This window comes from Alkalicoccobacillus plakortidis (genome assembly GCF_023703085.1).
GTDB classification, from domain to species: domain Bacteria; phylum Bacillota; class Bacilli; order Bacillales; family Bacillaceae_D; genus Alkalicoccobacillus; species Alkalicoccobacillus plakortidis.
The window spans coordinates 1534078-1559637 of the sequence record NZ_JAMQJY010000001.1 but is presented as its reverse complement, the minus strand read 5'-3'; the positions used below and the strand labels follow the sequence as shown (position 1 = coordinate 1559637).

Below are 25560 nucleotides of genomic sequence, written 5' to 3'. Positions count from 1 at the left end.
CAAGCAGATGAAGTTGGCAATTTTAAATTCAATGGTTGTGACCAATCAAGGCTATTATAAAGCGGAAAAGATCACGCTGCTTGAAGCGAGGAAGATTATGTTTGAACATGAAACGGATTATGAAAGCTATGTGGGGCATGAAGCTTCATCGAGGGTGCTTGAAGAATTACTGGGCTTTCCCGTTCCCGTAAATCGAATTCGCTTCAAACAGAATCGGTTTCAACGAGCGATTTGTTTTAAGTTGTATGACCGTTATCAAGAATATCAGCGATTGAGTAAAGAGGAATTACACCACGTGAAATATGACTTTTATCTCTTAACACGAATCGATTAGAAAGGAGGGGGAAACGTGAAACGAAAACTACTACTTTTAGGGGTGGCGATACTACTTCCCCTTTTTTTACTATTTGCAACGATTAGTATAACGTATGCGGAAGATGAAGAAGAACCACCGCAAGGGTCAGAAAATATGTCCGATGTGAATATCGAAGAAAAAGGGGGAGTCGAGTTAGACATTAAACGTTTCCCCTTAAATCGATATTTTGCGAATAATGAAGATCGTAGCCATACCCTTCGAGGTGCATTTGTAGGATTTGCGAACCTTAGTTTCACGATTGGTACTTTCGTGGTTCAAGCTGTTGATAAATCGATGGAAATTATGTATTCGCTTGAACCGATTGAAAAATTTGCTGATCTATTAACGGGCGTAACCTCTACGGTTTATGACACGTTGCAAAAATATTTTGGAGAGTTATTCTTCATCATCGCCATTGGATACATGATTTATTTATGTATCGTACGTGGAACTATCAAAGAAGCGGTTAGACGATTTCTTTTGTTGCTTCTCGTCTTAGTTGTTGGTGGATACTGGATGATGAATGCAGGGTATCTTCTGAAAAGCATGAATGCGGTATCGGTTGAAGCGCAAGGGTATCTCTTAGAAGCAGGGAATGGGTTAATTAATATAGCTGATGGTGATGGCGTATATGCAGACACAGAAAATATTGATGAAGAGGATCGGCTTAATGGGACAGTATCGGTCATGCGAAATATCTATTTTGATTTAGCGGTAAAGAAACCCTATCTCATTGCGAATTATGGCACGACAAGCGAGAATTCAGTGAACAACCATGACGCTGAACCATCCAAACTTCCGGGCGAAGGGCAATATAATCGAGTGGATCGATTGTTAGCTTTTGAGTTAACCAGTGATGGAATGAAAGATCGAGATGTATATGTTGATGGCGAAATTAGTGAGTTAAACAATGATAACTTAGGATCAGGAAATGTATTTTCACAATTAGGTGTATCGATACTTGTTTTAGTTGGTGCGATTGGTATAGGTGTTCCATTCTTCCTTTTACCCTTTTTAAATCTTATCTTAGAGATTCTTGCCTTAGCGTTAACGTTTGCGTTGCCATTTGCGTTTATTATGGCTTACATTCCTACCTTCGCTAATTCTGGGTTTAAAGCGATTGGAAAACTCTTAAGTGTATTTTTAATTAAAGCGTTGCTTGGTATTTTGGTGCTTTTCGTCTATCTTCTATGTTTCATTTTGGATACGCTTTTACCACCGAATGGCTTTGCGATGTATTTAGTGAATCTGTTTTCTATGATCATTCTCTTTTTCTTAATGATTAAGAAACGTGATTCGCTTGTTAATTTTATCACGGCAGGTAAGGTTCAATCGGTTGATAATAACATGGTGAAAAATGTCCAACGTGATGTGGTCAACCCTGCATTACAACCGTTGCAATCGAAGATGGCAGGTTTGCGATTAGCTTCCTCTAAGCAGGCAGGACAAGAAGCGTCGTCACCTTCATCGAGTGTGAATGCACCAACTTCTACAAGGGAACAGCCAACCGCCACAGGGAAAAAAGGCGTGGCGAAAGAGGATCGTACCGCACAGACGAAAGATCATCAGGAAACCCCAACATCAGGAAGTACAGCATTTGTAAAAACGAACAACGAACGTACACCACAACAAGCGAAGCAAACAAGAGCCGAGCGAAAGAAAGAACAGAAGGAAAAACGAAAATCGAAACAAGGGCAAGATCAACAACACGCTTTAAATCCTATGTCAGAAAAAGAGAAGATCGATCGCCGAGCCACAAAGCAGAACCTACAAACACCACATACAGCACGAAGTAAACAACAGTCGAAGAAAGATCAAAAAGGGTTACAGTCACAGGAACAACAAGGGCGAAAAGCAAACACCGTTACGAACTTAGAAGATCATAAGGTGTTGCGTACTGTACAAAAAGGAGATTCGTCTCATAAACAACCATTAACAGAAAGGAAGCAAGACAGAACGAGACAAACCACGATTCATCAAGATGCATTGAAGCCGAAGGAACATGAGAAAAAAGCACCTACTCAAAGAGAAGTAAAATCGCAGGGAACACGTACAAAGCATGTGGAAGAATCGTTACAGCCAAAGGAAAGAGATAGAGAATCTAAACCTTCGGTTCAAACGTTTTCTAACCCTTCACAAGCTAGATCGACAAACTTTGATTCTACCAATCAACAAAAGATAACCGAGCAAAAAAGAAGACTTCAACCGAAGCAGGATAAAACTAAGCAACCATCACAGACAGTCAAAAAAGATACATCATCAAAAACAACTTCAACACATGAAAAACGAACGAATGAACCATCAAAGAGTGAAGCAAGAAAAAGCCAAGATCGTACTCAACAACATTTAAACGCTATTGAAAAAGACGAAGACCGCCATAGTCGGAGAGGATAGGACATCTTAGGATGTCTTTTTTTATAGGAAAGGAGAAGTGACATGAAAAAACTAGGTTGCCTGTTTCTGATACCTGTTGTCGGGATGGGGTTATTATTTTTAGGAATCATGATGACCATTACAGGGGAGAATGATTCAAATTTAAATGAAGAAATGAATAACGAAGACTTTTCCTATGATGGTGAGTATCGATTCAATGGTGTTAGTCCAGAGATTGAGCGTTACCGTCCGTTTTTTGAAAAGTACGCCAAGGAAAATGGTATAGAGGATCATACCGAAATTTTGATGGCAATGACCATGCAGGAAAGTGGAGGAAGACTAGCGGACGTTATGCAGAGTTCAGAAAGTCTAGGGTTGCCTGTTAATACGATCACTGATCCCGAAGAATCGATTCAGCAAGGGGTTTACTATTTTTCAACTGTTTTAGAATCAGCGGGCGGTGATACAAAACTAGCGTTACAAAGTTACAACATGGGGCACGGCTTTATTGATTATGCGAACAAACATAATAACGGAGAGTATAGTCAACCCTTAGCACAGCAATTTTCCGATCATATGAAACAACGCCTAGGGTGGAATGTCTATGGCGATCCCAATTACATTGATAATGTGTACAGATATTTAGATACGAATGAACCTGATTATGCAGGGGGAGGAAATTCTGAATGGACGCTGCCTTTAAAAGAGATACGCATAACGAGTGAATTTGGTCCACGTACACACCCGATCACAGGGGAGGTCAATTCTTTTCATGGTGGGTTAGATTTTGGGTGTACACCATCTGACGATATCTTAAGTGTGAAAGATGGCAAGGTCGTTGAAGCGATTCATAGTAATATTGGATACGGAAATTATGTGACGGTGAAGCATGGTGACAATGAGTTTAGTCGGTACGCTCACTTAACATCGATTGGTGTACGAAATGGTCAATCGGTAAATCAAGGGGATTCGGTTGGAAAGTGTGGGACAACAGGATCAAGTACAGGGAATCATCTTCATTTAGAACATATGACCGAATTAGGACAACCGCATCATGCGAAAAAAGATCCAAGAGAAACGCTTGGATTATAGGAGGTACAAAAGATGAAGAAGCAACTCATTGCAGGGTGTATACTGGCAGGCGTATTGGTGGTCTATTTGTTAATTCAGAATAGCCACTTGAAAAATGAAAATCAGGTATTAATAGAAGAAAGTCATGCCGAAGATCAAGAAATCGTCGTGCCATCCTATCATGAAGAAGCGAAAATATCTGCCCAGGTATTTATTGAAGGTTATTTTGATTATGAGGATCAACCTGTAAAAGAAAATGTGGAAACCTATGTGACACAAAAAGTGTTAAGCCAATTACAGTTTAATAATCATGAAGGGATCGAAGGAAATAAAGATTTACATGTTTCATCTAACGTCGAAGATTTATCCATTTATTTCGGTCAATCATTAGATGACCGTCAGGAGTTACTTGTCTTATTTACGAATCGGATTTCGTTTAATGATGTAGATAGTCGAGCGCAAACGATTATGAAATTAAATATGATTCAACAAGAAGGGGATTGGATAGTGAATGAGTTTTCGTTTACTCAATACTAACTTGAAAAAACAGTCAATGGTCGGTAAGATGAAAGATAATAGGAAAATATATGGTAAAAAGGAGGAATACACATGAAGAAAGTAGTCTTTACTTTGTGGTTGATTCCATTAACCATACTATTGATTGCGTGCGGTAATGGGGAATATGACCAAGCTATTGATGATGTTATCGAATTTCATCATGATACTAGAAACGGAACGTTTTCCAGTACCTATGAGCATGAGATAAGAGAAAATGGAAATATTGTTGTGCATGATAATGGTAAGTATATCTTTCTATCTTTTTACGATCCTGAGAACGATATGAGAGAAGGGAATAAATACTATTATGAACGAGCGGGTGAAACTTGGAACAAGTTGGAACAATTTGAAGGGCAAGCAATGATAGGAAAGACACCTGAATATCAAGAACAATTAGGAGAAGAATTATAGGGCAAGGAAGTCTATATATCAAATAGTATCTGAAGGTAGGTATTTTGATGAAGATTATATTAGGCATTGTTATTGTAATGATTTTGTTACTGATTTTAGAGGTAACTAATATTCAAGGATATATTGAATTAGGTATTATTTTCTTTGGGTTAATTATATCTTTCTATGTATTAAGACAGCTTAAGTTTTATGAAGTTCGTAAGTAGAGTAATATAGGGCTAGGAACACTAGTCCTTTTTTTGTAACGGTCACTTCTTTAGTTAAGAAAACATTTTTCAAATAACATATTTTTAGAGAAATTCAGTGATTTAAAAAGAAACGGGGTTTATACAATGGAAATACTTAATAATGTAATTGATTATGTACGATCTAAAAATGTTACATATGCTTTAATGATAACTGGAGAGTGGGGAAGTGGCAAAACATACTTCTGGAAAAATAAAGTTACAAATAAGATTAAAGATTTAACTATTGAAGGTTCTGTTAAGGAGTCTGATATCTATACAGTGTTGTATATTACATTAAACGGTATAGAAAAAATTGAACAGCTTGAAAGAAATATCTACTATGAGTATTTTTTGCAACAATACTTATCAAAAGACAACAAAGATGGTAAAAAAATTAATCATCCACTTGAACTAACAAAAATGTTATTCAGTATTGGTAATAAGGTAATTGATAAGTATTCAGGTGTTGATTTTTTAGAACAAATGAGTAAGTTACCTCATTTTCAGAATCTCAATAATGTTGTAATTTGTTTTGATGATCTAGAAAGATCAAAAATAAAATCTTACGATATTTTTGCTTATCTTAATAAGTTCGTAGAACATGATAATGTAAAAATAATCTTTTTAACAAATGAAGAAAAGTTTTATAAAAATGAAAATGAAAATGATGAAGAAGAGATATCTTATAAGGATTATAAAGAAAAGATAATTGGTAGGACACTACAATTTAGACCTAATGTACAAAATATAGTACAAAGTAATATTGAAATTTTTGATGGTGAATACAAACAGTTCCTGAAGATAAAAAAGTAATAATTCTTGATACATTTAAAGAAAGTGAGTCTTATAACTTTAGAATACTGAAGTATTCGTTAGAAGATTTTCAGAAGATTTTTCATTTTATAATTAAGGAATATCATAATGAATTTCATGATTATAACGATCTATTAGATAATATTTTGAGGTTTATGTTATTTTATTCGATAGAATTTAAAATCAACAATAAGACAGAAAAAGCATTTAAAAATATAAGTAGTAATGAGGACTTCAAGTCACATTTCTTATCGCTTGGGCTTATCCCAAAGAGACAATAAAAAAAAGCCAATGATTAACGAATTTATCAATGAAGTAATTAATGCGAAATATGGAAAAAGTAATAGAGATATAAGTTTTTTTTATTCGGTAAGGATACTTATTGAAAAAGGTTATTTAGATACAGAAATTTTTAAAAAAGAAATTAATGGAATCCTTAAACATAAGAAACAAGATTATGTTTCTTCTACCTACAGATTATTTAATTATGGATACTGGGAATTTACTGATAGCCAGTTTGAGCATATAAGTAAGTCTTCTTATAATGAATTTAAGAATGGTAACTTAGAGATATTTGATTACACTAATGGTTTAAAATATTTTTTATATTACCACAAAAAAGGGCTTATCAAGAACACTATTTTAGAGATTGAGGAGGATTTTTATATTGGATTAAAAAAAGCTAAAAAGATTTCAAAACCTAGAAATTTTATTCCTCCATTTGATATTGAAGATCCAAGTTTCGAAGATGCTTTAAACAGAATGAGTATTAAGGTTAAGGAATATAATGAAGATTTAAAGAATGAAAAGATTGAAGATGAAGCAATTGCTCTCTTTAATTTATTACCTACCCAAAGTGATACTTTCTTCAATAAAATTTATCAGGAAGAGTATAGAGGTTTACTAAGTCAACCATTTTTTAAATTCATTTCATCAGATGTATTGTATGAAAAGATAACTTCTTTAGAGAATAAAGATAAAATGAACTTAATTAAATTAATTAGTAACTGTCCTTATTATGGTAGGCTTGTTTCTGATAAGGAGGAAGAAAAAACTCTTACTAATTTAATAATAAAACTTGAAAAATATTATGACGGTAGAAATAAAAGCATGGCGTTGAGTAATTCTTTAATACACGACATCATTAAAAGCTTTAAGGATTATATTAGTGTCATTAAGGTAAAAAAAGAAAGGTAGCAACATAAAAAGTCCCCAAGTTAATTCTTGGAGACTTTTTATTTATGGTGATAAAAGACTATCAAAAATTAAATTCTCAGAAAAATTTGCAATTTCGCCTCTTTTAGGAGAAGAACGTATATTATCATTTAACACTTCAATTGTGGCTTGATATGAATCTTCTATTTTTAATAGTGATTGGCCGATACTTTTTTCATCTGAAGTTTGAGAGTTTACAATCAACTCTAATGCAGTTAATCTAGTATAAAAATGTAAATGATTCAAAAGCAACGATATATCTTTTTCTACGTGTGAATTATGAACTAGATGATTTCTTACTCTATATAACCTTTGAACATGTGTGGAGATCTTAGAAAAGTGTTTTTCTAATTGTTTTTTTAAGCTCTCACTATTTAATAATATATTTGAAATTTCCTCTAATCTTTGGTCTAGTAAAGTATAATCTTTTAAAGAGTCTTTAAAATTTTGAAGTTCATTTTGACTTTGAAACATTCTAAAAAGTTTTCGTATATCTTCTTCAGATGGCTTATGAATATTAATATATTGATTATTAAAAATGGGAATTACTCCTACCCTGTAACAATCTATTAAAAAATTTTTTAAGATACTATATACATATTTATTAGCTAATAATGAAGGTATGATACTTTTAATATGATCAATCTTATTATTATGGTGTCCAGTTACTAAGAGTGATTCTAAAGCACTCCATAAACTAGAGTACTCGCTTTCAATTGAATTTGAATTAATTGATATATGATATTGAGAGAAAAAATTTGTGAATCGTTCTTTATCATTATTACTAACTAGTTCATTACGAATAATATTGTAAGAGTAATCAAAATCAATTTCATTGTCAGTCGTTTTTTTACTGGTTTCTTTAAACACTCTAACTACATTTAACCTCTTTTCGTTAGGTGAGACTATATATAAGTGTTCAGGAAAGTTGATATGCATATGATGAAAAGATAATATAGCTTGTTTTTTAGCAAAGCTTTGAGCACAAATTAGACTCACAGAAGGTAAATCAAATTTAAAAGCTTCGATTTTTTCTTCTATAAACAACCCATTTTTTTTAATGTTATCTTGATTTATATTAGGAAAAGTACTTAAAATATCAAATCCTGTCATGAATTGTATGTTTGTTTTACTGTCAAGTTCATCACTATAATCTTCATGAGGAAATTCAATATAACAATGAAATAAGGTTTTTTCTTCAGTAATAATTCTTTTAAATGCTCTCCATTTTCTTTCGAAATTATATTGTAATTTTTTTTCGAAAACATAATTCGATATAGTTTTTAAACCTCTTGTAGACCATCCTTTATTAATCAATTGAGTCACGAGCAATTCATTTAATATTTCTATTTGACGTGAATTCTGCTCATTTATACTGATTTCTAAGCTATCAATAACTAAATTAAAGTATAAAGGAGTGATCAATTCTAATGTAGTCTTAATTCTATATTCAAGTGCTAGTAGTTCATTCTTATTATTTGGTTTTTCTTTAAGACACCTAACTAACGTTTTCTGAACATCCGAATAATACGTTCTAATTATGTAATCATTCTGTAAATAAGTTTTAGCTTCATTAATAAGATCATTTAAATTGCTTGAAGAAATTTCAGTATCTCTAATTGCAGGTATTACTTCTAATATCTCATTTAAGATAGAGTGAATATTCCTGAGCTTATACTGATATGAATAATTAGTTTTATGAAACAATAATTCATTCAACTTTTGATAAAATAGACATTGTGAGTCGGTAGTAAAACCATGAATATTCTTTAATATAGAGTTATTCAATTTTGCAAGCATATATTAGCTCCTACAGTTGTATTTTTAAAAAAAATTAGTTATAATGATTTTATACTAAATAAGAAAATAGAGAAGAGATTTTGGTGTTAGAGCAGTAGCCTACCCAGGATCTCTTTTTTATATGGTTTTTAATTTTATTTAACCGACTATCTATAATAATTCTCTAGCTTTAGTTAGTATATAATTTAATTTTTGGTTGTCTTTGATTTTCCTAACTATTAAGCTTTCATTTAAAGATAATTCCTTAAATAAGATTAAAGTTGAAATGATTCTTAATCTTTGCATTGCGTAATACATGTTCTCGTTTCCTGTAATTATATTATTCTTATCTACCGAATCGTAATGAGTTAGATAGTTACGAGTATCCACTATCTGTTGTATAAACTTTCCTCTTTTATAACTACTCTCAAAAATAATTTTTTTTGTATCATCCTCGAAATCATTAAAGATTTCTCGTAACCTTTTACTAAGGAGTATTCATTTCCAAACTTAATTCCTCCAGATAATCTATCACGAAGTTCTATAGGGATGTTAGTATTAATAAATTCTAAAACTGCCTCAGAGTGTTCTTTATATTCTGAGGGTTCAAAATGTACTCCTTTATATTTTTTTCGGTGATAAATTTCTAATGTTTGAATTGCATTAATTAAGCTTGTCTCAAGATAGATCTCCTTATAAAAATCACTGAAATATAATGTGTTAACTACATTTAGTACTTCTTTTTGCTCGAACCAATTATTAATTATTTTTTCGAAAGAATTACTAATATCGTTAAAGGTAAAGATAAAATTAAAATGCTCTTTTTTCGAATCGAATTTATAGTTTCTTTGTGGTCGGAAATATAAAACCTTATTTTTTTCTTCTGGATCAAGATAGAGAGTCAGTGAATCATAAAAGATAGGTGATCCAATAAATAAACTTAAAAGATCTTTAATTTCATTTATTTTATCTAGAAACCAATCTAATCTTGAGGGTTTAGTAATTTTAATTTTAAATAACTTTTAAAATTCCATCCCATATGCTCAAATATGCTTGCCGAAGTATTTAAGTTAAATTCTTCAGATAGCTCTGAATCAATAGAATGTATATTAAATCTAAAGGTTTTTGGAGCGGTAAACACTAGCTCTGCATTTTTTAATGCATTAGAATTTATATCATGCTCATAATTTTCTTTAAAAGGGGCTCTGCCAATCCATTTTGTTAAATAAGTAGGGTGAAATCTTGCTGAGTAAAATGTGATTGATTCTAACGATGTAAAATGTTCTCCAACGAGTATAGAGCTAACATTATAGATTTCTGTTGCATATCCCGGAAAATTTAATTTTTTGTTGATTGTGAAGGAATTAAGTAAGGTAAACTTTTCTCCTTCTAAGGAAGTACCAATAATTATATCTATTATTTTAGATTCTGTTACAAGCAGTTCTATTGAATGGTCGTGTAAATTTCCTAGTAGTTCAAGCTTAATACCATCTTTTGAATAAATTAAACTACCTGGTACATTATAATCAGAATTAATAAAAGACCAATATCCTTTTACTTCAAATTCTTCATTCATCAAGAAATCTTTAGCTTTCTTTTTACTCATTTCAGAAACTCCTTTATGTAGAATGGTTGCCATCGCCTAAATTAACTTTAAACAAATGTTGAAAATAGTTGCTCACTAGTATAATTTTAGTATAACAGAACTTGTAAGATGGAAGTGGCACGTTACTTTAATTCAAAGTCTCTAAAATTTCTTTAATAAGCTAAAAGTACGTTAAGGAGCGATCATATGTTATTAGGGTTTACAAAGTTAGGCGAAGATACATATCTATATACATTTAATGAGGATAGTTTTGAAATTTCACTTGAAAAAACTGAAAACAGAAATGGATTCTTTGGAGAAGACTTGAAAATATTCATGTCTCGCGAAGAAGAAAAACTAGACTTTATAGATGGAGTTAGCTTAGAAAGTTCAAATTTGAGATTTTTTATTCATCAATCTAGATTGTTAAAACATTCCACTAAAACTCTTAAAGGCAGAGTAAGCTCGTATATAATTTATAAAGGTGAGGTACTGAATTTTAATAGATTAGGGTTTCAATCAGAAGAATTGGATTATTTTTATAACAAAAATCAAGCTATTAAATTTTCAATTGATAAAAATGACAGTGGTGTGTTCCATCTTTCTACACTACCATTTAATGAGCTACATCAGACATTTACTTTTGAACATAATAATAAAGAATATGATTGCTCATTAAATGTATCTAGGTCTTACAAAAATGAAGATGTAGAACTAAGTCTAAAAACTGAGTTAGCTATGCAATTTAAAAATAATTCCACTTTAGAAATTGAAGATACACATAAACTAGTAAAGTCATATATGACTTTAATGAAACTAATTAGCTATAGAAAAAATGTAGATATACCTATAATTAAATTAAAGAAAATGGATGCGGACGGAAAATATATGCACGTTGCTGATTATTATTTTTATTATGGCAAGTCTGATAAGGTTGAAAACAAAAAGATATTAGAAAGAACTATAAATTATATGGATATAAGTGGGGAGATAGGGGGATTATTTAAATTGATTTTAAATGATCAAATTTATTTAGAACAAATCCCTGAGAACAGTAATGATTTTTTTCTGATAACAGCATCTAGATTTATAATGGTTAGTGCTGGATTTGAGTGGCAGCAAAAGTTATTAAATAAAAAGGAAGTTGAATTATTAATTGAAGAAAACGAGAAAAATTTGTTGCAAGAAAAAGTTTTGGCATATTTAGAGGAAGAAATAAAAAGTCATACAGGTAAAAATAAAAAGTATTTTAAAGGGCTAAAGAAACTCGTCCAGCAACGTGATAATAGTTTAGGATCTAGAATCGAAAAAGTATTGATAGACTATGATTCCATACTTAAGCCTTTTATTACAAACTTATACGCTATTTCTGATTCTGGGGATTATTCATCAGATGTAACAGCAGAACGCTTAAATGAACAAAGGAATGATTTTGCTCATGGCAATCTAGATAAAGGTTACAACAAAAAAGTTACAGTAGACTTCGTTATTTTAGAATGGGTGTATTATATTTTAGTTCTAAAACATATAGGAATTGATGACTTAAGTATTCAGAAAACAATTAATAAATTATTTAATAGAAGATTAGCTATTTAAAGTAAATAAAGAAGTAGAACTAATATGCTTGAGATAGTCATTTGGGAAGGAAGCTTTATTTAAAAGTACTCTGAGTACTACTAGTAAAATTATAGAAGGGACGAACATTTACAGAAAAAGTCTAATTATTATTAGGAATTTAGGAGTTTTTTATCTTTCCAGTCCCTTTCCTAAGTAAGCTTTTTAAAAGTGAATTAGGAGTAAAAGGAGTTCATTTATGGACCATAAATAAGTAGATATACCCAATTACACCTATACACAAATTTGAGGGCCTAGTGAGGTTAAACTCGTGAAGGTTCGAGTCCTCTCAACTGCATACTAGTAGTACCAAGGCAATTAGAGGTTTGGTACTTTTTTTCTTAAAGTAGGGCAAGTTACAGTGTAGAACGATCATGATTCATCTTGCCATACTCAGCAAGACACAACAATTTAACGCTATCGCCTTAAAATTTTAAAGGAAAAACCACTCAATAAGAAAGACACGAGAGTTTATTCTTGTGTCTTTTTAAATGAATTAATTATGTAGATGTTATCCTCAATTTTAAATGGAATAAATACTACAGAAAAAAATAAGTTATTGTTCTAGCAGTATAGTAGGCAGCTAAAAATATTAACAAAGATCTTATCGGTTTTACATTCTCTTGTTTACAAAGTGCTTTTATTGAGAGTGCAAGTATAAGAGGTAACCATACAAACCAGAAAAGAAAATTATCAAAAATAATATCGTCAAAAATATATATCAAAATTTCAATGATGTTAATCATTCCCTCGAACATTGAATTTGCTTCCTTAATGCAAGTATAATTCATATGTCCGTACAGAACAACTAATCCCTAAAATGTCAATTTAATCCCTTTTTAGCTGTTTCTTTAGCAACTTTTGCAAATTGCCCATATAAGAATGTTAGTATTCCAGTCAGAGCTCTGCTAATATAGAGTACAAATTTGTGAGTTATGTCAATGGGGATATGAAAAACGTGCCGATTTTGTGCCGATGAAGATTGATATCTCTTGATATACTATTATAAGTACAATGTAATAAACTATGAAAAACAAGGGATTCCAGTTAGTTTTGATACACTCTGAAATCCCTAATTAATCAAGTTCGAAATGGAAGGTTCAATCGGGTAATAATAGAAAAAAGAAGCGAGTCCTTAGGGATTCGCTTTTTTCTATGGAGTCGTTTGGAGAAGGGGAGGGGTGTAAGGCTTATTCTGACCAGTTAATGGATTTTGAAAATTGTTTAATATGATTTGCAACTTCATCTGGTCTCTCTTCGGGAATATAATGGCCACATCCAGATATTTGATGACCAGTAATGTTTGTAATTGAGCGCTTCCACACATCTAAAACAGGCAAACTGTGTAAGTTTCCTTGCTCTCCCCATAGAATCAGTGTCTTTTTATCAAGCATCCTTTTAGAAGTAGCTTCGATCTCATAACGTGGCAGATCAATATGATACGTTGCTCTGTAGTCATTAAGAGCACCTAAAACGGCACCTGGTTGCATCCATGATTTTAAGTATGCTTCCCATGATCCATCGCTTTGTAATAAATTAAATAAACCATCACCTCTACTCAATAAAAATTTTAGATAGATATCCTCTTTTCCTTTAATTAGTTCTTCAGGAAGCCCGTTAACTACTTGAAATGTCCAATGCCAATATTTTGTCGCTGCATCAGCTGCTGATAAATCTCCATAAATGTACTCTGTTGGCAAAATGTCAATAAAAATAAGGCCTGCTACCACATCTGGAGAGTTTAAAGCTAGCCTTCTTGCTATCCTGGCACCACGATCATGTCCAACAATTAGTGCTTCTTTGATTTTTAAATACTGTAAGAGTTCGTATATTTCACTCGCTACAATACTAGTATCATAGCTTTCCATATCACTAGGCTTATCAGATTCTCCATATCCTTTTAAATCAATGGCAATCACTTTATGGGTGGATAGAAGCTTCGGAATGACATAACGCCATGTCAACCAATTCTGAGGGAACCCATGAAGCAAGACGCAAACAGGCCCAGTTTCTAATCCACCTGTAACATAATGTAATGATGTACCTTTTACTCTAGCTTGATGGTGATTGACATGTGATTCAAGTTCTTTAAGAATTGAGCTCACTATATAACCTCCTGATCATTTTAAAGATATCGCTTTCATTATAACATTCATATAGACGACGGTCGACCGATATTCTAGGACTATCATCATTCAATATGACTTAATCAATGCCTCAAAGTTCTAACATAAGGCTTTGTTTAGGTGCTGTTTTAATATGTGTGGGCTTTTGTGTTGGCAATATAAGGATAGAAAAAGCGGGACCCATAGGAACTCGCTTTTTCTCAATTATTTTTGGTCATAAGATAAAAGACATCTCCATTAATCTCCTACCCTCTCAAGCGTCCTAACCTCACCATCACCAATCGTAGCTCCATAAATCCTGATATTTCCTGGCTGCGCTGTAGGTGAATCTCTTTGGGCCTTAAAGTTTTCAGCTAACGCAATCGTCCAAGCTGCATTATTCCCATCGCTTAAGACAATCGCTAATGTTCCGTACTGCTGAATGTCTTCCAAGCCGAACCTCTGTCTCTGCCCATTGTCTTCTACAAGAATACCTTCAGGCCCACTGATTACCCTCGTTTCTCCATCTTGCCATTCACCATGAATTTCAGGTCCGACATTGTAATAGGAACTTTCGCCGCGATCGCCATATGTGGCTATGTACTGTTGGATGTTATGGTTAGCATCTTGATAGGTTACAGCAGCAACGTCACTTGCAAGCCATTTGACGTGTAATTCACGTTCACTTGCAGTGATTCTTTGAAGGGGTCTTGCTAGAAAATAATAATTTTCACGGTAGTAGATGATTTCTCCATTTTCTATATCCTGTTTTAAAACAAGTGTATGATTACCATCTGGAGAGAAGCTTACAGTGTTAATTACTTCTTGGCTTGTAGAGTACATTAGATAGCTGTTTACCGCTATAAATAAACTGAAAATACTCCCACCGATGATGAGCCACTTTTTTATTAATTGAAAGTAGAGAAGGTAAGATACGGCTAAGCTAAGTATGCAGGAAATATTAATAAGATAAAAAAGCTGATTGTGAACATATTCAACTTCTCGTCCAATCAAGCTAGGTAGAAAGAGATAACCCATTTGCAAAATAAATAGGCCACACGAAATGAGTACCAACAAAGCAGCTATGATTTTCCGTTTCTTTTTAATGAAGTTCATCTGGCTCTACCTCCTCAACAAACTCCCACGTCAATCCTTCATCTTCAGAATGAAATTCGCCTTTCACTCGACCACCCAAATAATCACCGTTTGGACCTTGATTCACATGCAGAATGTATTGATCATCGCGCATAAAAGGTGCTTCCGCTTGAACAAAGATCTCTCCGTATTCGTCTGGAACATGAACTTCTGACCATGTCCAGCTTGTTCCTGCATCATTTGTCACATACAGGTCAGGAGCATCAGGGTTAATGGTGCCATAGGAGAGAAATCCAGTAGATTCATTGATAAAGCCACCATCTGCTATAAGTCGGAGCGTGTCAGGTATACCAACTAACGTCCAGCTTTCGCCACCATCATTTGTTAGGTAGACGTAACCTGATTCACTAGACATCGTACGTTCTCCCGAGAAAATCAAATATCCAAATTGCTCATTTAATAGATCCATTTTTCTAAAACGTAGAGTTGGCCTAGATTCAATATTACTAATGGGTGTCTCTTGCCAGGATTGGCCTTGATCGGTTGTTGATATGGTGTGAACAGTTATACCGTTACCCTGATTAACAGCATATAGAAAAATCGCTCGATCATTCGTTAACACATAGCTATCATTTATTAATTCCTGTTGACTGCCAGTGTACTCGCCAGTAAACAGTGTTTGTGGTTCGATAGGGACACCGATCCAATTCTCTCCTTGATCAAATGTCACCAGAAACTCTTCATTATTTATCGAATAATCAACAACTTGATCTGTAACCGGTGCAACTGGTTCTTGCTCTTCAGCCTCCTGAACCTGCTCTGCTAGCTTTTCAGATTGAGTCTGTGTAGTTAATGTGGTCATAGCTTCTTGCTGCATAACCATACCTACTGTTAACCCAATGATCATAATAGATGATAATGTAATAGCAAACTTCTTCAATGGAAAGCTCCTTTAAAAATAGTAGATGAATTTACAGCTTTTATTATATCCTATTTATTGGGTTATTTGGTTAGGTAATCGTGTATTTTTTGTTTTGCGATGTAAGCGGGTATTGGTTTATCCTCAAGTAAAGTAGTAAAGAGACAGTGACCTATTGTAATTACATCGAGATTTGACGTGAAATTAAATAGAAGAGTTTAAATAAAAAAACGAGTCCTTTTTTGGCTCGTTTTTTCTTATCTTTGGTCTTTCCCAAGCACAAAGTTCTGCATAAACGAAATGATACCTACTAAAAAGCATAGAAATGTTACCATAAAAACTTCTATCCAAGAAAAGTCTAATGTTCTAAACAACAAGACACCTAAGAATCCTACTATAAAATATACAGGGATAAACCTTCTAGATAAAAGTAATTCACTCAAATATATCGACTCCTTCTCAACTTTCACGCTTTCAAAGCTAACATATGATAATTTAGATGAAAAGAGAATTCGCTTGGTTGTTCCTATCAAACATGAGTGAGTTTCAAGAGCACTTCTGACAATAAAAAAAGAGAACACATGGTAGTTTTCATGAGTCCTCCTTTTTGTTTCATCAAACTTAGTCCTCCGCCTGCTCTTTATAGAACTTTTTCTCTTCTTTTTCACTGCTAAATGTTACTTGTGTTGGGTAATGAGCTTTATTAAATGAGCCACCACTTACGTCTTTTACTGTGTGGACAACAGTAAAAGCATCTATGTCAATTTCTCTAATTAATTTTTTCAAGAAGAACAATTGTTGTTTTTTTACGACAACATAAACGAGGTTTTCTTCTTCGTTTATGTCATAATTTTTTCCTTGCAAGATGGTTGCGTGTGCACCTAGGTTTTTTTGGATAGATCGTGCGATGGATTCATGTTGATTGGAGAAGATATGAACAATTTTTTTGGATTCAAATCCTTCTAATACGTAATCAGTCACACGTTTTCCAATAAAAAGCGCTACGACTGTGTACATGGTTAACAATGGACCAATCACTAGAATTCCTGCTAATACAACAAGTGTATCTAGAACAAAGTTTGTGCCTGTGAGTTCCAAGCCAAATTTATAATTTAGCATTTTGGCAATGGTAGAAGTCCCACTCATTGTGCTTCCTGAGCGAAAGATAAAGCCAAATCCTATCCCGGTAAATACACCAGTATATAATGCAGCGAGAAGTGGGTCATCAATTGGATTCGCAATATCTGCTAGAAGAAATAAGAAAAATGAAAATAGTGGAACTGTAATGATTGATTTGACAATCATTGATTTGGGAAGATAACGATAACCAATGAGTAGGATCACACCATTGGCAATAAGGGTGACAAGGGTTGGCGACCAGCCAAGTCCAAAATAAAGCAAAAGGGCAAGCCCAACCACTCCGCCCTCCGCAAGGGAGTTTGGCATCGCAAATATGGAAACGGAAAAAGCGAAGAAAAAGGTTCCGAGTATCATTAAGCTGTATTCTTTCATAAGCCACTTCCTAACAACATATTGATCATTCTATATCTCTGTCGATCAAATTTAAAAGGGAAATAACAGATTAATGTGATCCCTGTAAAAACCTTGATATACGGCTAATCGTACTAGTTTTGAACTCCTAAAACAACTACCTCAATTGATTTATCTGAACATCTATATATGTAGATCGTTCTAGAGTCTTTAATTACTACCCTTATTATACCATTTTTAGATGTTGGATTTAAGACTAGGATATTTATTCAATCATGCTAGAGTTATAAATAAGTTAAGGAGGCGGTTAGGATAAAGGATAGCGGGATCCCGATTAACTATTATTATCTTTGGTTTCATGTTATGGAAGATGAAATGAACCACTGTGGTCAGATTAAAGCAATCAAACGTATCTTGTCATATCAATGAGTAAGGAACAAATGACGATGATCAAAACTTGCTCCAATCAAAAAAGAGTATTATGATAAAGTGAAAATGTATGAAGCGCAAACCAGTAATGGATAGGTAAAAAGCGAGTCCTAGCGGATTCGCTTTTCGTCTATTGATATACATATAAGATAAAGGAGTTAACAGTATGATCTACATCGGGTTAACAGGCTGGGGAGATCATGATTCATTATATGAGGGGATACCGTTGTCACAGAAGCTAATCACGTATGCGGGGCATTTTCCTATTGTGGAGTTGGATTCGTCCTTTTATGCAGTGCAGCCAGAGAAAACGATGGCGAAGTGGGCGGCTGAAACCCCGGATTCGTTTTCATTTATAGTAAAAGCCTATCAATGCATGACGGGTCATCAGAATGGGTTTGGTCCGTTTGAGGATAAAGAAGCAATGTTCACGGCTTTTATTGACTCTTTGCAACCGCTTGGTTCAAAGCTTGCGATGGTGCTTTGTCAGTTTCCACCATGGTTTGATTGTCGTAAAGAGAATGTTCAATGGGTACGCTATGTGAAGGAGAAGCTGAGTGGCTTTCCAGTTGCGCTTGAGTTTCGTAATCAGAGCTGGTTTAGTGAATCGATGAGAGAACGTACACTTGCTTTTATGGAAGAAGAAGGTTGGATTCATTCTATCTGTGATGAGCCTCAGGCAGGTAATGGGTCCATACCAACGGTGCTACATCCAACTCATTCAACAAAAACTCTAGTTAGGCTTCATGGTCGAAATGTTTATGGTTGGAATGATACAAAAGACGGTAAATGGCGTGAAGTACGCTATTTATATCGTTATAATGAAACAGAGCTGGAAGAGTGGCGGCATAATGTATTAGAATTAGAGAAGAAATGTAAAAATATCTATGTCATTTTTAATAATAATTCAGGCGGAGATGCGGCAGATAATGCAAAGCAGTTTATTGAAGCTTTAGGCATTAAGTATGAGGGTTTGGCACCGCGTCAGCTCGATTTATTTGAATGATGTAGAGTTATCACACATGTAGTAAGAAGGGTTGTCATAATGAGTTGGTTATTGTTGGTGGTTATAGGCTTGGCGGCTGGTACAGTCGGTAGTTTAATGGGACTTGGTGGAGGTATTATTGTTGTACCCGCACTATTAACATTAGATGGTGTGCTGCCGATCCTAAACGATGTTAGTCCGCAGGTTGCTGCAGGTACATCCTTATTAATTATGATTTTTACAGGTATTTCATCAACGGTTGCGTATGCCAAACAAAAAACAATTGATTTTAAAAGTGGAGCTATTTTTTCAATTGGTATTATTCCTGGTGCTATCTGTGGTGTCTTAATTAACCAAGCTGTAAATACAGATGACTTTTTAATGTATTTTGGAATTTTTATGTTAGTGGTTGCATTCACCTTTTTTATTAGAAAATATCTGAAGCCGATGCCGCTTCGACCAAAAGGGTATAAACGTACTGTCATAGATCATGAAGGTAAGGAATTTACATATGGCTATCAGCCAGTATTTGCGATAGTCCTTAGCTTCTTTGTAGGGATTATCTCCAAGCCTCTTTGGTGTAGGTGGAGGAGCATTAATGGTACCTATTATGATCATTCTGTTTGGATTTCCCGCTCATCTGGCCGTAGCTACATCTATGTTTGTGATTCTGGTATCAGCTTTTATTGGTTCGATATCTCACATGGCAGCTGGTCATATTAACTGGCTTTATGCTTTGGCACTTGTGCCAGGAGCTTGGTTCGGCGGACAACTAGGAGCGGCTATTAATCGCCGAATTTCTAGTGATCGATTAATTTTTATTCTACGTATTTTTATGGTCATTATTGCCATACGGTTGATCTATCAAGGCATGAATGGGTAAAACGAACGAAGACGCTCGGGAGGGGGATCATAATGGGACACAAGCATCTCACTCTTTTTCATACGAATGATATTCATAGTGATTTTAATCAGTGGCCAGGAATTGTTCGATATGTAAAGGAACATCGTACCAAGGATTCATTATTCGTTGATTTAGGGGATCATGCCGATCGAAGTCACTCTATAACAGAGGCGACAGATGGCAAAGCGAATATGGACCTGCTCAATATGGCGGGTGTGGATTATGCAACAATAGGTAATAACGAAGGCGTTACTTTTTCAAAAGAGCAGTTAGGTGAGCTTTATCAAGAAGCCACATTTCCAATACTATTAGCAAATCTAATGGAAGAGAACGGCGATCAACCAGATTGGTCTATTCCTTCAACCATTCGGACCATGGAAAATGGTTTGAAAGTTGGGTTATTTGGTCTGACCGCGCCGCTCTCTCATTTTTATGAGAAGCTGGGTTGGAGTGTGTTGGACCTTACACAATGCATAACGGAACAGGTAAAGTTATTAAAACCGCAAGTAGATGTATTGGTTTTACTATCTCATCTTGGTTTGTTTAAAGATGAGAAGATTGCCCAAGAGATACGCGGAATTGATGTAATCATTGGGGCACACACCCATCACGTGCTTGAACAGGGTGAGCGTATTCAAGACACATTAATTGTACAGGCAGGCAAACATGGTCATTATCTTGGTGAGGTTACATTAACATTTGATGATAACAATCACTTGCAAGAGTCTGTGGCCGTTTTGCATGAAGCAAAAGAGCTGCCATCTGATCCAGAGACAATGACCTATCTACTTGAAGCAAAAAAGCGGTCGGATGAGATTCTCAAACAACCTATGGCCGTTTTGCCGATGCCGCTTGCAGTGGATTGGTATAAAGAAACAACAGCGACACGTTTGCTGTGTGATGGCTTAACAGAGTGGTGTGGCGAATCGATAGGCATGCTTAATGCAGGCGTTTTGTTAAGTGACTTGCCGAAGGGGCAGCTCACACGAGGAGAAATCCATCAGATTTGTCCTCACCCCATTAACCCTTGTGTCATTCGATTGACTGGTAAGGAGCTCCAGAATACGATTGAACGTGCATCAAGCTTAGAATTAATCAATCTTGAGTTAAAAGGCTTTGGATTTCGCGGACAGGTACTTGGCAAGATGATCTATACAGGTGTTTCTGTTGAATATGATGCTGAGAATGAAGAATTGGTCCGCTCGATCTCCATTCTTGGTGAACCACTTGATTTAGAAGCAGAATACAGACTTGCAACACTGGATATGTACACGTTTGGATTCTTATATCCCGAGCTAACAGATGCCGAAGACAAAACCTATTTAATGCCGGAATTCCTACGTGATATTCTCGCGTGGAAGCTGAATCAATTATAAACTTGGAACACACCGTATCTGGCCTCCATAGAATGTGGAGAAAGGGGTGTTCTGTGTGATTGAAGTTCAGCCGATTACCATTCAGGGTATTGGATTTACAGCGATAACAGTTAAGCTACCCAAAACAAATTTTATGGCGGTTACAGGTGCAGATGGCTATATTATGTGTGGAGCCTTAGATGTTGGCTTACTTAATGAGAAGCTAAAAGAACGCGGCATTCTTGCCGGACGCGCAGTTGGTGTACGAACGATTGATCAACTGCTGGATGCACCGCTTGAATCTGTAACCTTGGCTGCTGAAGAAAAAGGCGTCAAAAAGGGCACAATTGGCAGTGACGCTATGCTATTGCTGCATGGAATCACACCAGAAGCTAAGTGAGGATGATCTATCCTTACTTAGTCATTTGGGGACAAGCTATAAAAAGACTGGAGGAGAAAAGAATGATCTCATTTATATTTGCAATGGATGAAGAACGTGCGATTGGGAAAAACAATGATTTACCTTGGCATTTACCTGCTGATTTTCAGTTTTTTAAGGATACAACCAAACATCATACGATTGTGATGGGGCGTAAAACATTTGATTCACTAGATAAAAAACCTCTTCCTCACCGCCGGAATATTATTGTTACACGGAATAATGATTATCAGGCTGAAGGCTGTGAAGTGGTACATACAATAGAAGAAGCAGAGGCATTGTTCAACCCAAATGAAGAAAATTTCGTTATTGGTGGAACTGAGCTTTTTAAGTTGTTTATGGACAAGGCAGATCGTATGTATGTCACTCGTATTGAAGGTGTGTTTCATGGGGATACGTTTTTCCCTGAAGTGCCAGAAGAAGAATGGAAGCTCGTTTCAAGCCGTGAAGGTGTTGTTGACGAGAAAAATAAACACAAGCATCAATACGAGGTATATGATCGCGTCTAAGGTTGTTTAAAGAAATAGGTCAAAACCCCCTTCTCGCTGCATAGAGATAATAGTGGAGGGGGTTTTTGGCATGATAAATAGACGGCCCATACGACGTACAAAGCAAAAAGGTCCACTGCCATTTCGGTATGTCCTGCTGCTATCCACACTCATTTTTATTGTCATGACCTACCAAGGGATCTGGCTGATAGACCAGAAAATCCGTCCTGTCTTAACGCAAATTGCTGAGATAGAGATTAAAAATATTGCGACCCACTCTCTTGAGGGGGCGTTGAATAATAAGCTTGGTCAAACGATTAATATGGATGAATTGTTAGTCATTGATAAAGATGATAGTGGCTACGTCACCATGCTCAGTTTTGATGCTGGTGAGTATAATCGAATTCTTGGTGAAACACTGTCTGAGGTGCATGATCAACTTGACCAATTGAAGGCCGGTCACTTAAATCGTGAGGGAGAGAAGGTAGTCGAGGGTGATAGCGCGATCCTTTATGAGATTCCACTTGGTCGTGCGTTAAATAACTCACTATTAGCCGATCTTGGACCAACGATTCCAGTTCGGTTTCAAACAATTAGTCACGTAAAAGTGAATATGAATGATAAAGTAGAACGAGTCAATATTAATAGTACTCGTGTGTCCTTAAATATTGATATCGATATTGACGTCGAGGTCATTATTCCATTTGCCATTACAACGGACACAATTAGTGTAACACTGCCGGTCGGCTTTTCAGTCATTACGGGGCCAGTGCCAAACTATTATATGGAGGGTGGTGGTGGAGCAATTATGCCAGCTCCAGTTGTAACACCAGAAGACGTCGAAGAACCAGAAGAATCAGTAGATTAGATTTATCTTGTTTCCCTATTGAACGACGATTAGCTTTATGATAAGGTATACAGGTTGATTTAAATTAAATAGCAAAAGCCTCATTACATATGGGGTAGAGGCGCAAATCTTATGAGTAAGTTTGTTGAGCGGCAGCGATGATACAAACAAAAAGGAAGATTTGCCGAAATAGAACGAGTCTGCAAAACTGTTCTATTGGGCCAGTATTTAATAAGTACTGGACTGTCACAGCTTGACGGCTGTGGAGGACTATCATCATTGTAAGGCTGCTTATGCGTGCAGAGGGCCATCATGGGATATCCATGATGGCCCTTATTTTTTGATCAAGATAATAGAAAGGAATCTTATACATGGACATTTATTCAATTATTCCACCACTTCTAGCCCTTATTTTAGTTATTTTAACGAGAAAGGTCTTATTGTCTCTAGGAGTAAGCATTATTCTTGGAGCGCTTATGCTTTATGATTTCTCCGTTCCAAAGGCAGGCATCGAGCTGCTTCATATTATCAGTTCGTTATTTTTTAGTTATGAAGTTGCAGAGCCTGTAACAGTTGGAGGCATAGCAAGTGCTATTGCGGGAAGTGGCTTTGCCATAAATGACTGGGAATTCTTTATCCTACTCTTTTTGATTCTACTTGGTATGGTGGCTTCCTTTATCTCGTTTTCAGGAGGTAGCACTGCTTTTGGTGAATGGGCTGTCAAACGAATCAAAACACGTACGGGTGCTCAGTTATTGCCGATCGTACTTGGCTTCATTATCTTTATTGATGACTACTTTAACAGCTTAACCGTCGGAAACGTTAGTCGTCCTGTAACAGACCGTCATCGTATTTCTAGAGCTAAGCTTGCTTATTATGTAGACTCAACGGCCGCTCCTATTTGTGTTATTGTGCCGCTATCTAGCTTGGGAGCGTATATTATTACGATTATTGCAGGGATTTTAGATAAAAATGGAATTACTGAATACGGTGCTTTTCAAGCGTTTCTAATGATGGTGCCAATGAATCTATATGCGATTACAGCCTTATCCTTGGTATTTATTGTAGCGTTATACAAGTTTGATTTTGGCTTAATGAAAAAGCATGAAGATCTAGCAGTACGAGAAGGCGTTCTTTATGATTTGTCAAAAGGAGAGCCAGAGGGTTCTGCTGAGACAGGAGCGGGAGAACAAAAAGGACGAATCAGCTATTTAATCTTGCCTATCTTAACACTTGTTATTGTTACTGTAAGCTTTTTGATGATTACAGGAGTTACAGGAGCTCAGGATGAAGGGCAAGCTGTTAGCATGTTGTCTATACTTGAATTTACAGACATATCACGTTCGTTACTTTATGGTGCAATAATTGGACTACTCACAGCTCTTTTTTGTACAGTCTTAACGAAACCCAAAGCAAAGGACGTTTGGACGGTTGCTATAGCTTGGGGCAAAATCCATGATGCCCGCTGTGTTGATTTTACTTTTGGCTTGGACAATTAGTGCAATCATTGGAGATCTTGGAACAGGAGCCTATCTAGCTTCACTCGTAAGTGATGGTATTCCGCCATTTTTACTTCCTGTTATGCTATTTCTCATCGCAGGCATATCAGCTATCTCAACAGGAACATCTTGGGGAACATTTGCAATCCTTCTACCGATTGCAGGAGATATGGGTGCGACTGTTGATAGTGCGCTGTTATTACCAATGCTTGCTGCCGTGCTTGCGGGGTCTATTTTTGGAGATCACATTTCACCTATTTCGGATACAACGATTCTATCAGCTGCAGGATCTGGAAGTCACCACATCGACCACGTGATGACACAGCTTCCATATGCAATCCTCGCAGCAGTTGTCGCAGCTCTTGGATTTATGTTGCTTCCATTACTTGGAACCATTGCCGCTGTATGTATCTCTATTGTTGCGCTGTTTGTAGTCGTTATGATTATTAAAAAAACGCAGAAAACCATCTAGCTTAAAGAGCTGAATAGTCCCTATAAAGACGAATGATCCTGTATTAGGATCATTCGTCTTTAATCTTTTTACGTGTTGGTGGATTTTAATAAAGATAGGAGCAGGGGTGAGGGAAATACCAAGAAACACACATGCTCAAACCAAGCTAGATAGTCAATACATCAAGATCCTAGCTGCCATAGCAAAAGAACCTGATGAAAAATCAAGAGCAATCCATCTGTTACTAAGCAAAGAACAGCTACACAAAGAAAAAAAGCAATGGAACCAAGAGCCACTCCTTACTAGCAAGAGAAAGGGAAGCAATAGTAAGAACCTCTTACATCACACCAAGAGACCTCTACAGCACCAATACACACCGCAAAACACCAAGACCTCTCTGCTACTACCGGTGAGATGACAAACAATTTGAATCACCAACATCCAGCTGCAGCTTTATATATGTCCAATCACTTATTTTTGAAGAACAAAAAACCGAATCAATATATGTGAGGTAATCAACATATCGATTCGGTTTATCTGATAGCTGAAACA

20 protein-coding genes, 2 pseudogenes and 1 riboswitch are annotated in these 25560 nt (G+C 35.4%); of the genes and pseudogenes, 16 read left to right on the top strand and 6 right to left on the bottom strand.

Features of this window, described 5'->3' with window-relative positions; translation table 11 throughout:
- The first annotated feature begins 7 nt into the window (after nt 1–7).
- The 7 genes from NDM98_RS08345 (at nt 8) to NDM98_RS08315 (ending at nt 7005) form a co-directional block, all read left to right on the top strand.
- The gene (locus NDM98_RS08345) at nt 8–334 is read left to right on the top strand and encodes an STIV orfB116 family protein (RefSeq protein ID WP_203089027.1); all 327 of its coding nucleotides are present in this window, start codon (nt 8–10) and stop codon (nt 332–334) included.
- Between the two features lie 15 nt (nt 335–349).
- Nucleotides 350–2749 (top strand): CD3337/EF1877 family mobilome membrane protein, encoded by a 2400-nt coding sequence (locus NDM98_RS08340; protein WP_251606258.1) that lies wholly within the window; start codon nt 350–352, stop codon nt 2747–2749.
- A gap of 42 nt (nt 2750–2791) precedes the next feature.
- Nucleotides 2792–3820: a lysozyme family protein gene (locus NDM98_RS08335; protein ID WP_251606255.1), complete on the top strand. Its 1029-nt coding sequence runs from the start codon at nt 2792–2794 to the stop codon at nt 3818–3820.
- A gap of 12 nt (nt 3821–3832) precedes the next feature.
- The gene (locus tag NDM98_RS08330; RefSeq protein ID WP_251606252.1) at nt 3833–4336 is read left to right on the top strand and encodes a YddI family membrane protein; all 504 of its coding nucleotides are present in this window, start codon (nt 3833–3835) and stop codon (nt 4334–4336) included.
- Nucleotides 4337–4408: 72 nt separating this feature from the next.
- Complete coding sequence (locus NDM98_RS08325; RefSeq protein ID WP_251606249.1) at nt 4409–4768, top strand: cystatin-like fold lipoprotein; 360 nt, start codon at nt 4409–4411, stop codon at nt 4766–4768.
- Between the two features lie 332 nt (nt 4769–5100).
- Complete coding sequence (locus NDM98_RS08320; RefSeq protein ID WP_251606246.1) at nt 5101–5808, top strand: P-loop NTPase fold protein; 708 nt, start codon at nt 5101–5103, stop codon at nt 5806–5808.
- Nucleotides 5809–6033: 225 nt separating this feature from the next.
- Nucleotides 6034–7005: a hypothetical protein gene (locus tag NDM98_RS08315; RefSeq protein ID WP_251606243.1), complete on the top strand. Its 972-nt coding sequence runs from the start codon at nt 6034–6036 to the stop codon at nt 7003–7005.
- A gap of 42 nt (nt 7006–7047) precedes the next feature.
- On the opposite strand, the gene NDM98_RS08310 is transcribed toward NDM98_RS08315, so the two are convergent.
- On the bottom strand, nt 7048–8823 hold the full coding sequence (locus NDM98_RS08310; RefSeq protein ID WP_251606239.1) for a hypothetical protein: 1776 nt from the start codon (nt 8821–8823) through the stop codon (nt 7048–7050).
- 150 nt (nt 8824–8973) lie between these two features.
- A pseudogene (locus NDM98_RS24610) lies at nt 8974–10378 on the bottom strand (ApeA N-terminal domain 1-containing protein).
- A gap of 216 nt (nt 10379–10594) precedes the next feature.
- On the opposite strand from NDM98_RS24610, the gene NDM98_RS08300 reads away from it, so the two are divergent.
- Nucleotides 10595–11983: a HEPN domain-containing protein gene (locus NDM98_RS08300; protein WP_251606233.1), complete on the top strand. Its 1389-nt coding sequence runs from the start codon at nt 10595–10597 to the stop codon at nt 11981–11983.
- Nucleotides 11984–13191: 1208 nt separating this feature from the next.
- Here NDM98_RS08300 and NDM98_RS08295 read toward each other — a convergent pair.
- From NDM98_RS08295 to NDM98_RS08280, 4 genes are all read right to left on the bottom strand, one after another.
- On the bottom strand, nt 13192–14106 hold the full coding sequence (locus NDM98_RS08295; protein WP_251606231.1) for an alpha/beta fold hydrolase: 915 nt from the start codon (nt 14104–14106) through the stop codon (nt 13192–13194).
- A gap of 258 nt (nt 14107–14364) precedes the next feature.
- Nucleotides 14365–15222 carry a hypothetical protein gene (locus NDM98_RS08290; protein ID WP_251606228.1) on the bottom strand — a complete coding sequence of 286 codons (858 nt, stop codon included), beginning with the start codon at nt 15220–15222 and terminating at the stop codon, nt 14365–14367.
- The gene (locus NDM98_RS08285) at nt 15209–16141 is read right to left on the bottom strand and encodes a WD40/YVTN/BNR-like repeat-containing protein (protein WP_251606226.1); all 933 of its coding nucleotides are present in this window, start codon (nt 16139–16141) and stop codon (nt 15209–15211) included. The genes NDM98_RS08290 and NDM98_RS08285 overlap by 14 nt, the downstream gene beginning before the upstream one ends.
- A 600-nt stretch (nt 16142–16741) precedes the next feature.
- On the bottom strand, nt 16742–17632 hold the full coding sequence (locus NDM98_RS08280; protein WP_251606224.1) for a YitT family protein: 891 nt from the start codon (nt 17630–17632) through the stop codon (nt 16742–16744).
- 574 nt (nt 17633–18206) lie between these two features.
- Here NDM98_RS08280 and NDM98_RS08275 point away from each other — a divergent pair.
- From NDM98_RS08275 to NDM98_RS08240, 8 genes and pseudogenes are all read left to right on the top strand, one after another.
- Nucleotides 18207–19046 carry a DUF72 domain-containing protein gene (locus NDM98_RS08275; RefSeq protein WP_251606222.1) on the top strand — a complete coding sequence of 280 codons (840 nt, stop codon included), beginning with the start codon at nt 18207–18209 and terminating at the stop codon, nt 19044–19046.
- Between the two features lie 39 nt (nt 19047–19085).
- Nucleotides 19086–19908, top strand: a pseudogene (locus NDM98_RS08270) (sulfite exporter TauE/SafE family protein).
- 32 nt (nt 19909–19940) lie between these two features.
- Complete coding sequence (locus tag NDM98_RS08265) at nt 19941–21305, top strand: bifunctional metallophosphatase/5'-nucleotidase (RefSeq protein WP_251606220.1); 1365 nt, start codon at nt 19941–19943, stop codon at nt 21303–21305.
- Between the two features lie 55 nt (nt 21306–21360).
- A complete protein-coding gene (locus NDM98_RS08260) occupies nt 21361–21684 on the top strand; it encodes a YunC family protein (RefSeq protein ID WP_251606218.1) in 324 nt (107 codons plus the stop codon).
- A 62-nt stretch (nt 21685–21746) separates the two neighbouring features.
- Nucleotides 21747–22232: a dihydrofolate reductase gene (locus NDM98_RS08255; protein WP_251606215.1), complete on the top strand. Its 486-nt coding sequence runs from the start codon at nt 21747–21749 to the stop codon at nt 22230–22232.
- Nucleotides 22233–22302: 70 nt separating this feature from the next.
- Entirely contained in the window at nt 22303–23079 is a 777-nt protein-coding gene (gene yunB / locus NDM98_RS08250) for a sporulation protein YunB (protein ID WP_251606212.1), read from the top strand.
- An 87-nt stretch (nt 23080–23166) separates the two neighbouring features.
- Nucleotides 23167–23339: riboswitch (Lysine riboswitch) on the top strand.
- A gap of 90 nt (nt 23340–23429) precedes the next feature.
- Nucleotides 23430–24557: a Na+/H+ antiporter NhaC family protein gene (locus NDM98_RS08245; protein WP_251606209.1), complete on the top strand. Its 1128-nt coding sequence runs from the start codon at nt 23430–23432 to the stop codon at nt 24555–24557.
- A complete protein-coding gene (locus tag NDM98_RS08240; protein WP_251606205.1) occupies nt 24514–25029 on the top strand; it encodes a Na+/H+ antiporter NhaC family protein in 516 nt (171 codons plus the stop codon). The genes NDM98_RS08245 and NDM98_RS08240 overlap by 44 nt, the downstream gene beginning before the upstream one ends.
- The last annotated feature ends 531 nt before the right edge of the window (nt 25030–25560 follow it).

What these genes read in the sequence shown, in the direction of transcription:
- NDM98_RS08345 (WP_203089027.1), top strand. Translation starts at nt 8, where the DNA reads ATGAAGTTGGCAATTTTAAATTCAATGGTTGTGACCAATCAAGGCTAT.
- NDM98_RS08335 (WP_251606255.1), top strand. Translation starts at nt 2,792, where the DNA reads ATGAAAAAACTAGGTTGCCTGTTTCTGATACCTGTTGTCGGGATGGGG.
- NDM98_RS08330 (WP_251606252.1), top strand. Translation starts at nt 3,833, where the DNA reads ATGAAGAAGCAACTCATTGCAGGGTGTATACTGGCAGGCGTATTGGTG.
- NDM98_RS08325 (WP_251606249.1), top strand. Translation starts at nt 4,409, where the DNA reads ATGAAGAAAGTAGTCTTTACTTTGTGGTTGATTCCATTAACCATACTA.
- NDM98_RS08320 (WP_251606246.1), top strand. Translation starts at nt 5,101, where the DNA reads ATGGAAATACTTAATAATGTAATTGATTATGTACGATCTAAAAATGTT.
- NDM98_RS08315 (WP_251606243.1), top strand. Translation starts at nt 6,034, where the DNA reads ATGAGGACTTCAAGTCACATTTCTTATCGCTTGGGCTTATCCCAAAGA.
- NDM98_RS08310 (WP_251606239.1), bottom strand. Translation starts at nt 8,823, where the DNA reads ATGCTTGCAAAATTGAATAACTCTATATTAAAGAATATTCATGGTTTT.
- NDM98_RS08300 (WP_251606233.1), top strand. Translation starts at nt 10,595, where the DNA reads ATGTTATTAGGGTTTACAAAGTTAGGCGAAGATACATATCTATATACA.
- NDM98_RS08290 (WP_251606228.1), bottom strand. Translation starts at nt 15,222, where the DNA reads ATGAACTTCATTAAAAAGAAACGGAAAATCATAGCTGCTTTGTTGGTA.
- NDM98_RS08280 (WP_251606224.1), bottom strand. Translation starts at nt 17,632, where the DNA reads ATGAAAGAATACAGCTTAATGATACTCGGAACCTTTTTCTTCGCTTTT.
- NDM98_RS08275 (WP_251606222.1), top strand. Translation starts at nt 18,207, where the DNA reads ATGATCTACATCGGGTTAACAGGCTGGGGAGATCATGATTCATTATAT.
- NDM98_RS08265 (WP_251606220.1), top strand. Translation starts at nt 19,941, where the DNA reads ATGGGACACAAGCATCTCACTCTTTTTCATACGAATGATATTCATAGT.
- NDM98_RS08255 (WP_251606215.1), top strand. Translation starts at nt 21,747, where the DNA reads ATGATCTCATTTATATTTGCAATGGATGAAGAACGTGCGATTGGGAAA.
- yunB (WP_251606212.1), top strand. Translation starts at nt 22,303, where the DNA reads ATGATAAATAGACGGCCCATACGACGTACAAAGCAAAAAGGTCCACTG.
- NDM98_RS08245 (WP_251606209.1), top strand. Translation starts at nt 23,430, where the DNA reads ATGGACATTTATTCAATTATTCCACCACTTCTAGCCCTTATTTTAGTT.
- NDM98_RS08240 (WP_251606205.1), top strand. Translation starts at nt 24,514, where the DNA reads ATGATGCCCGCTGTGTTGATTTTACTTTTGGCTTGGACAATTAGTGCA.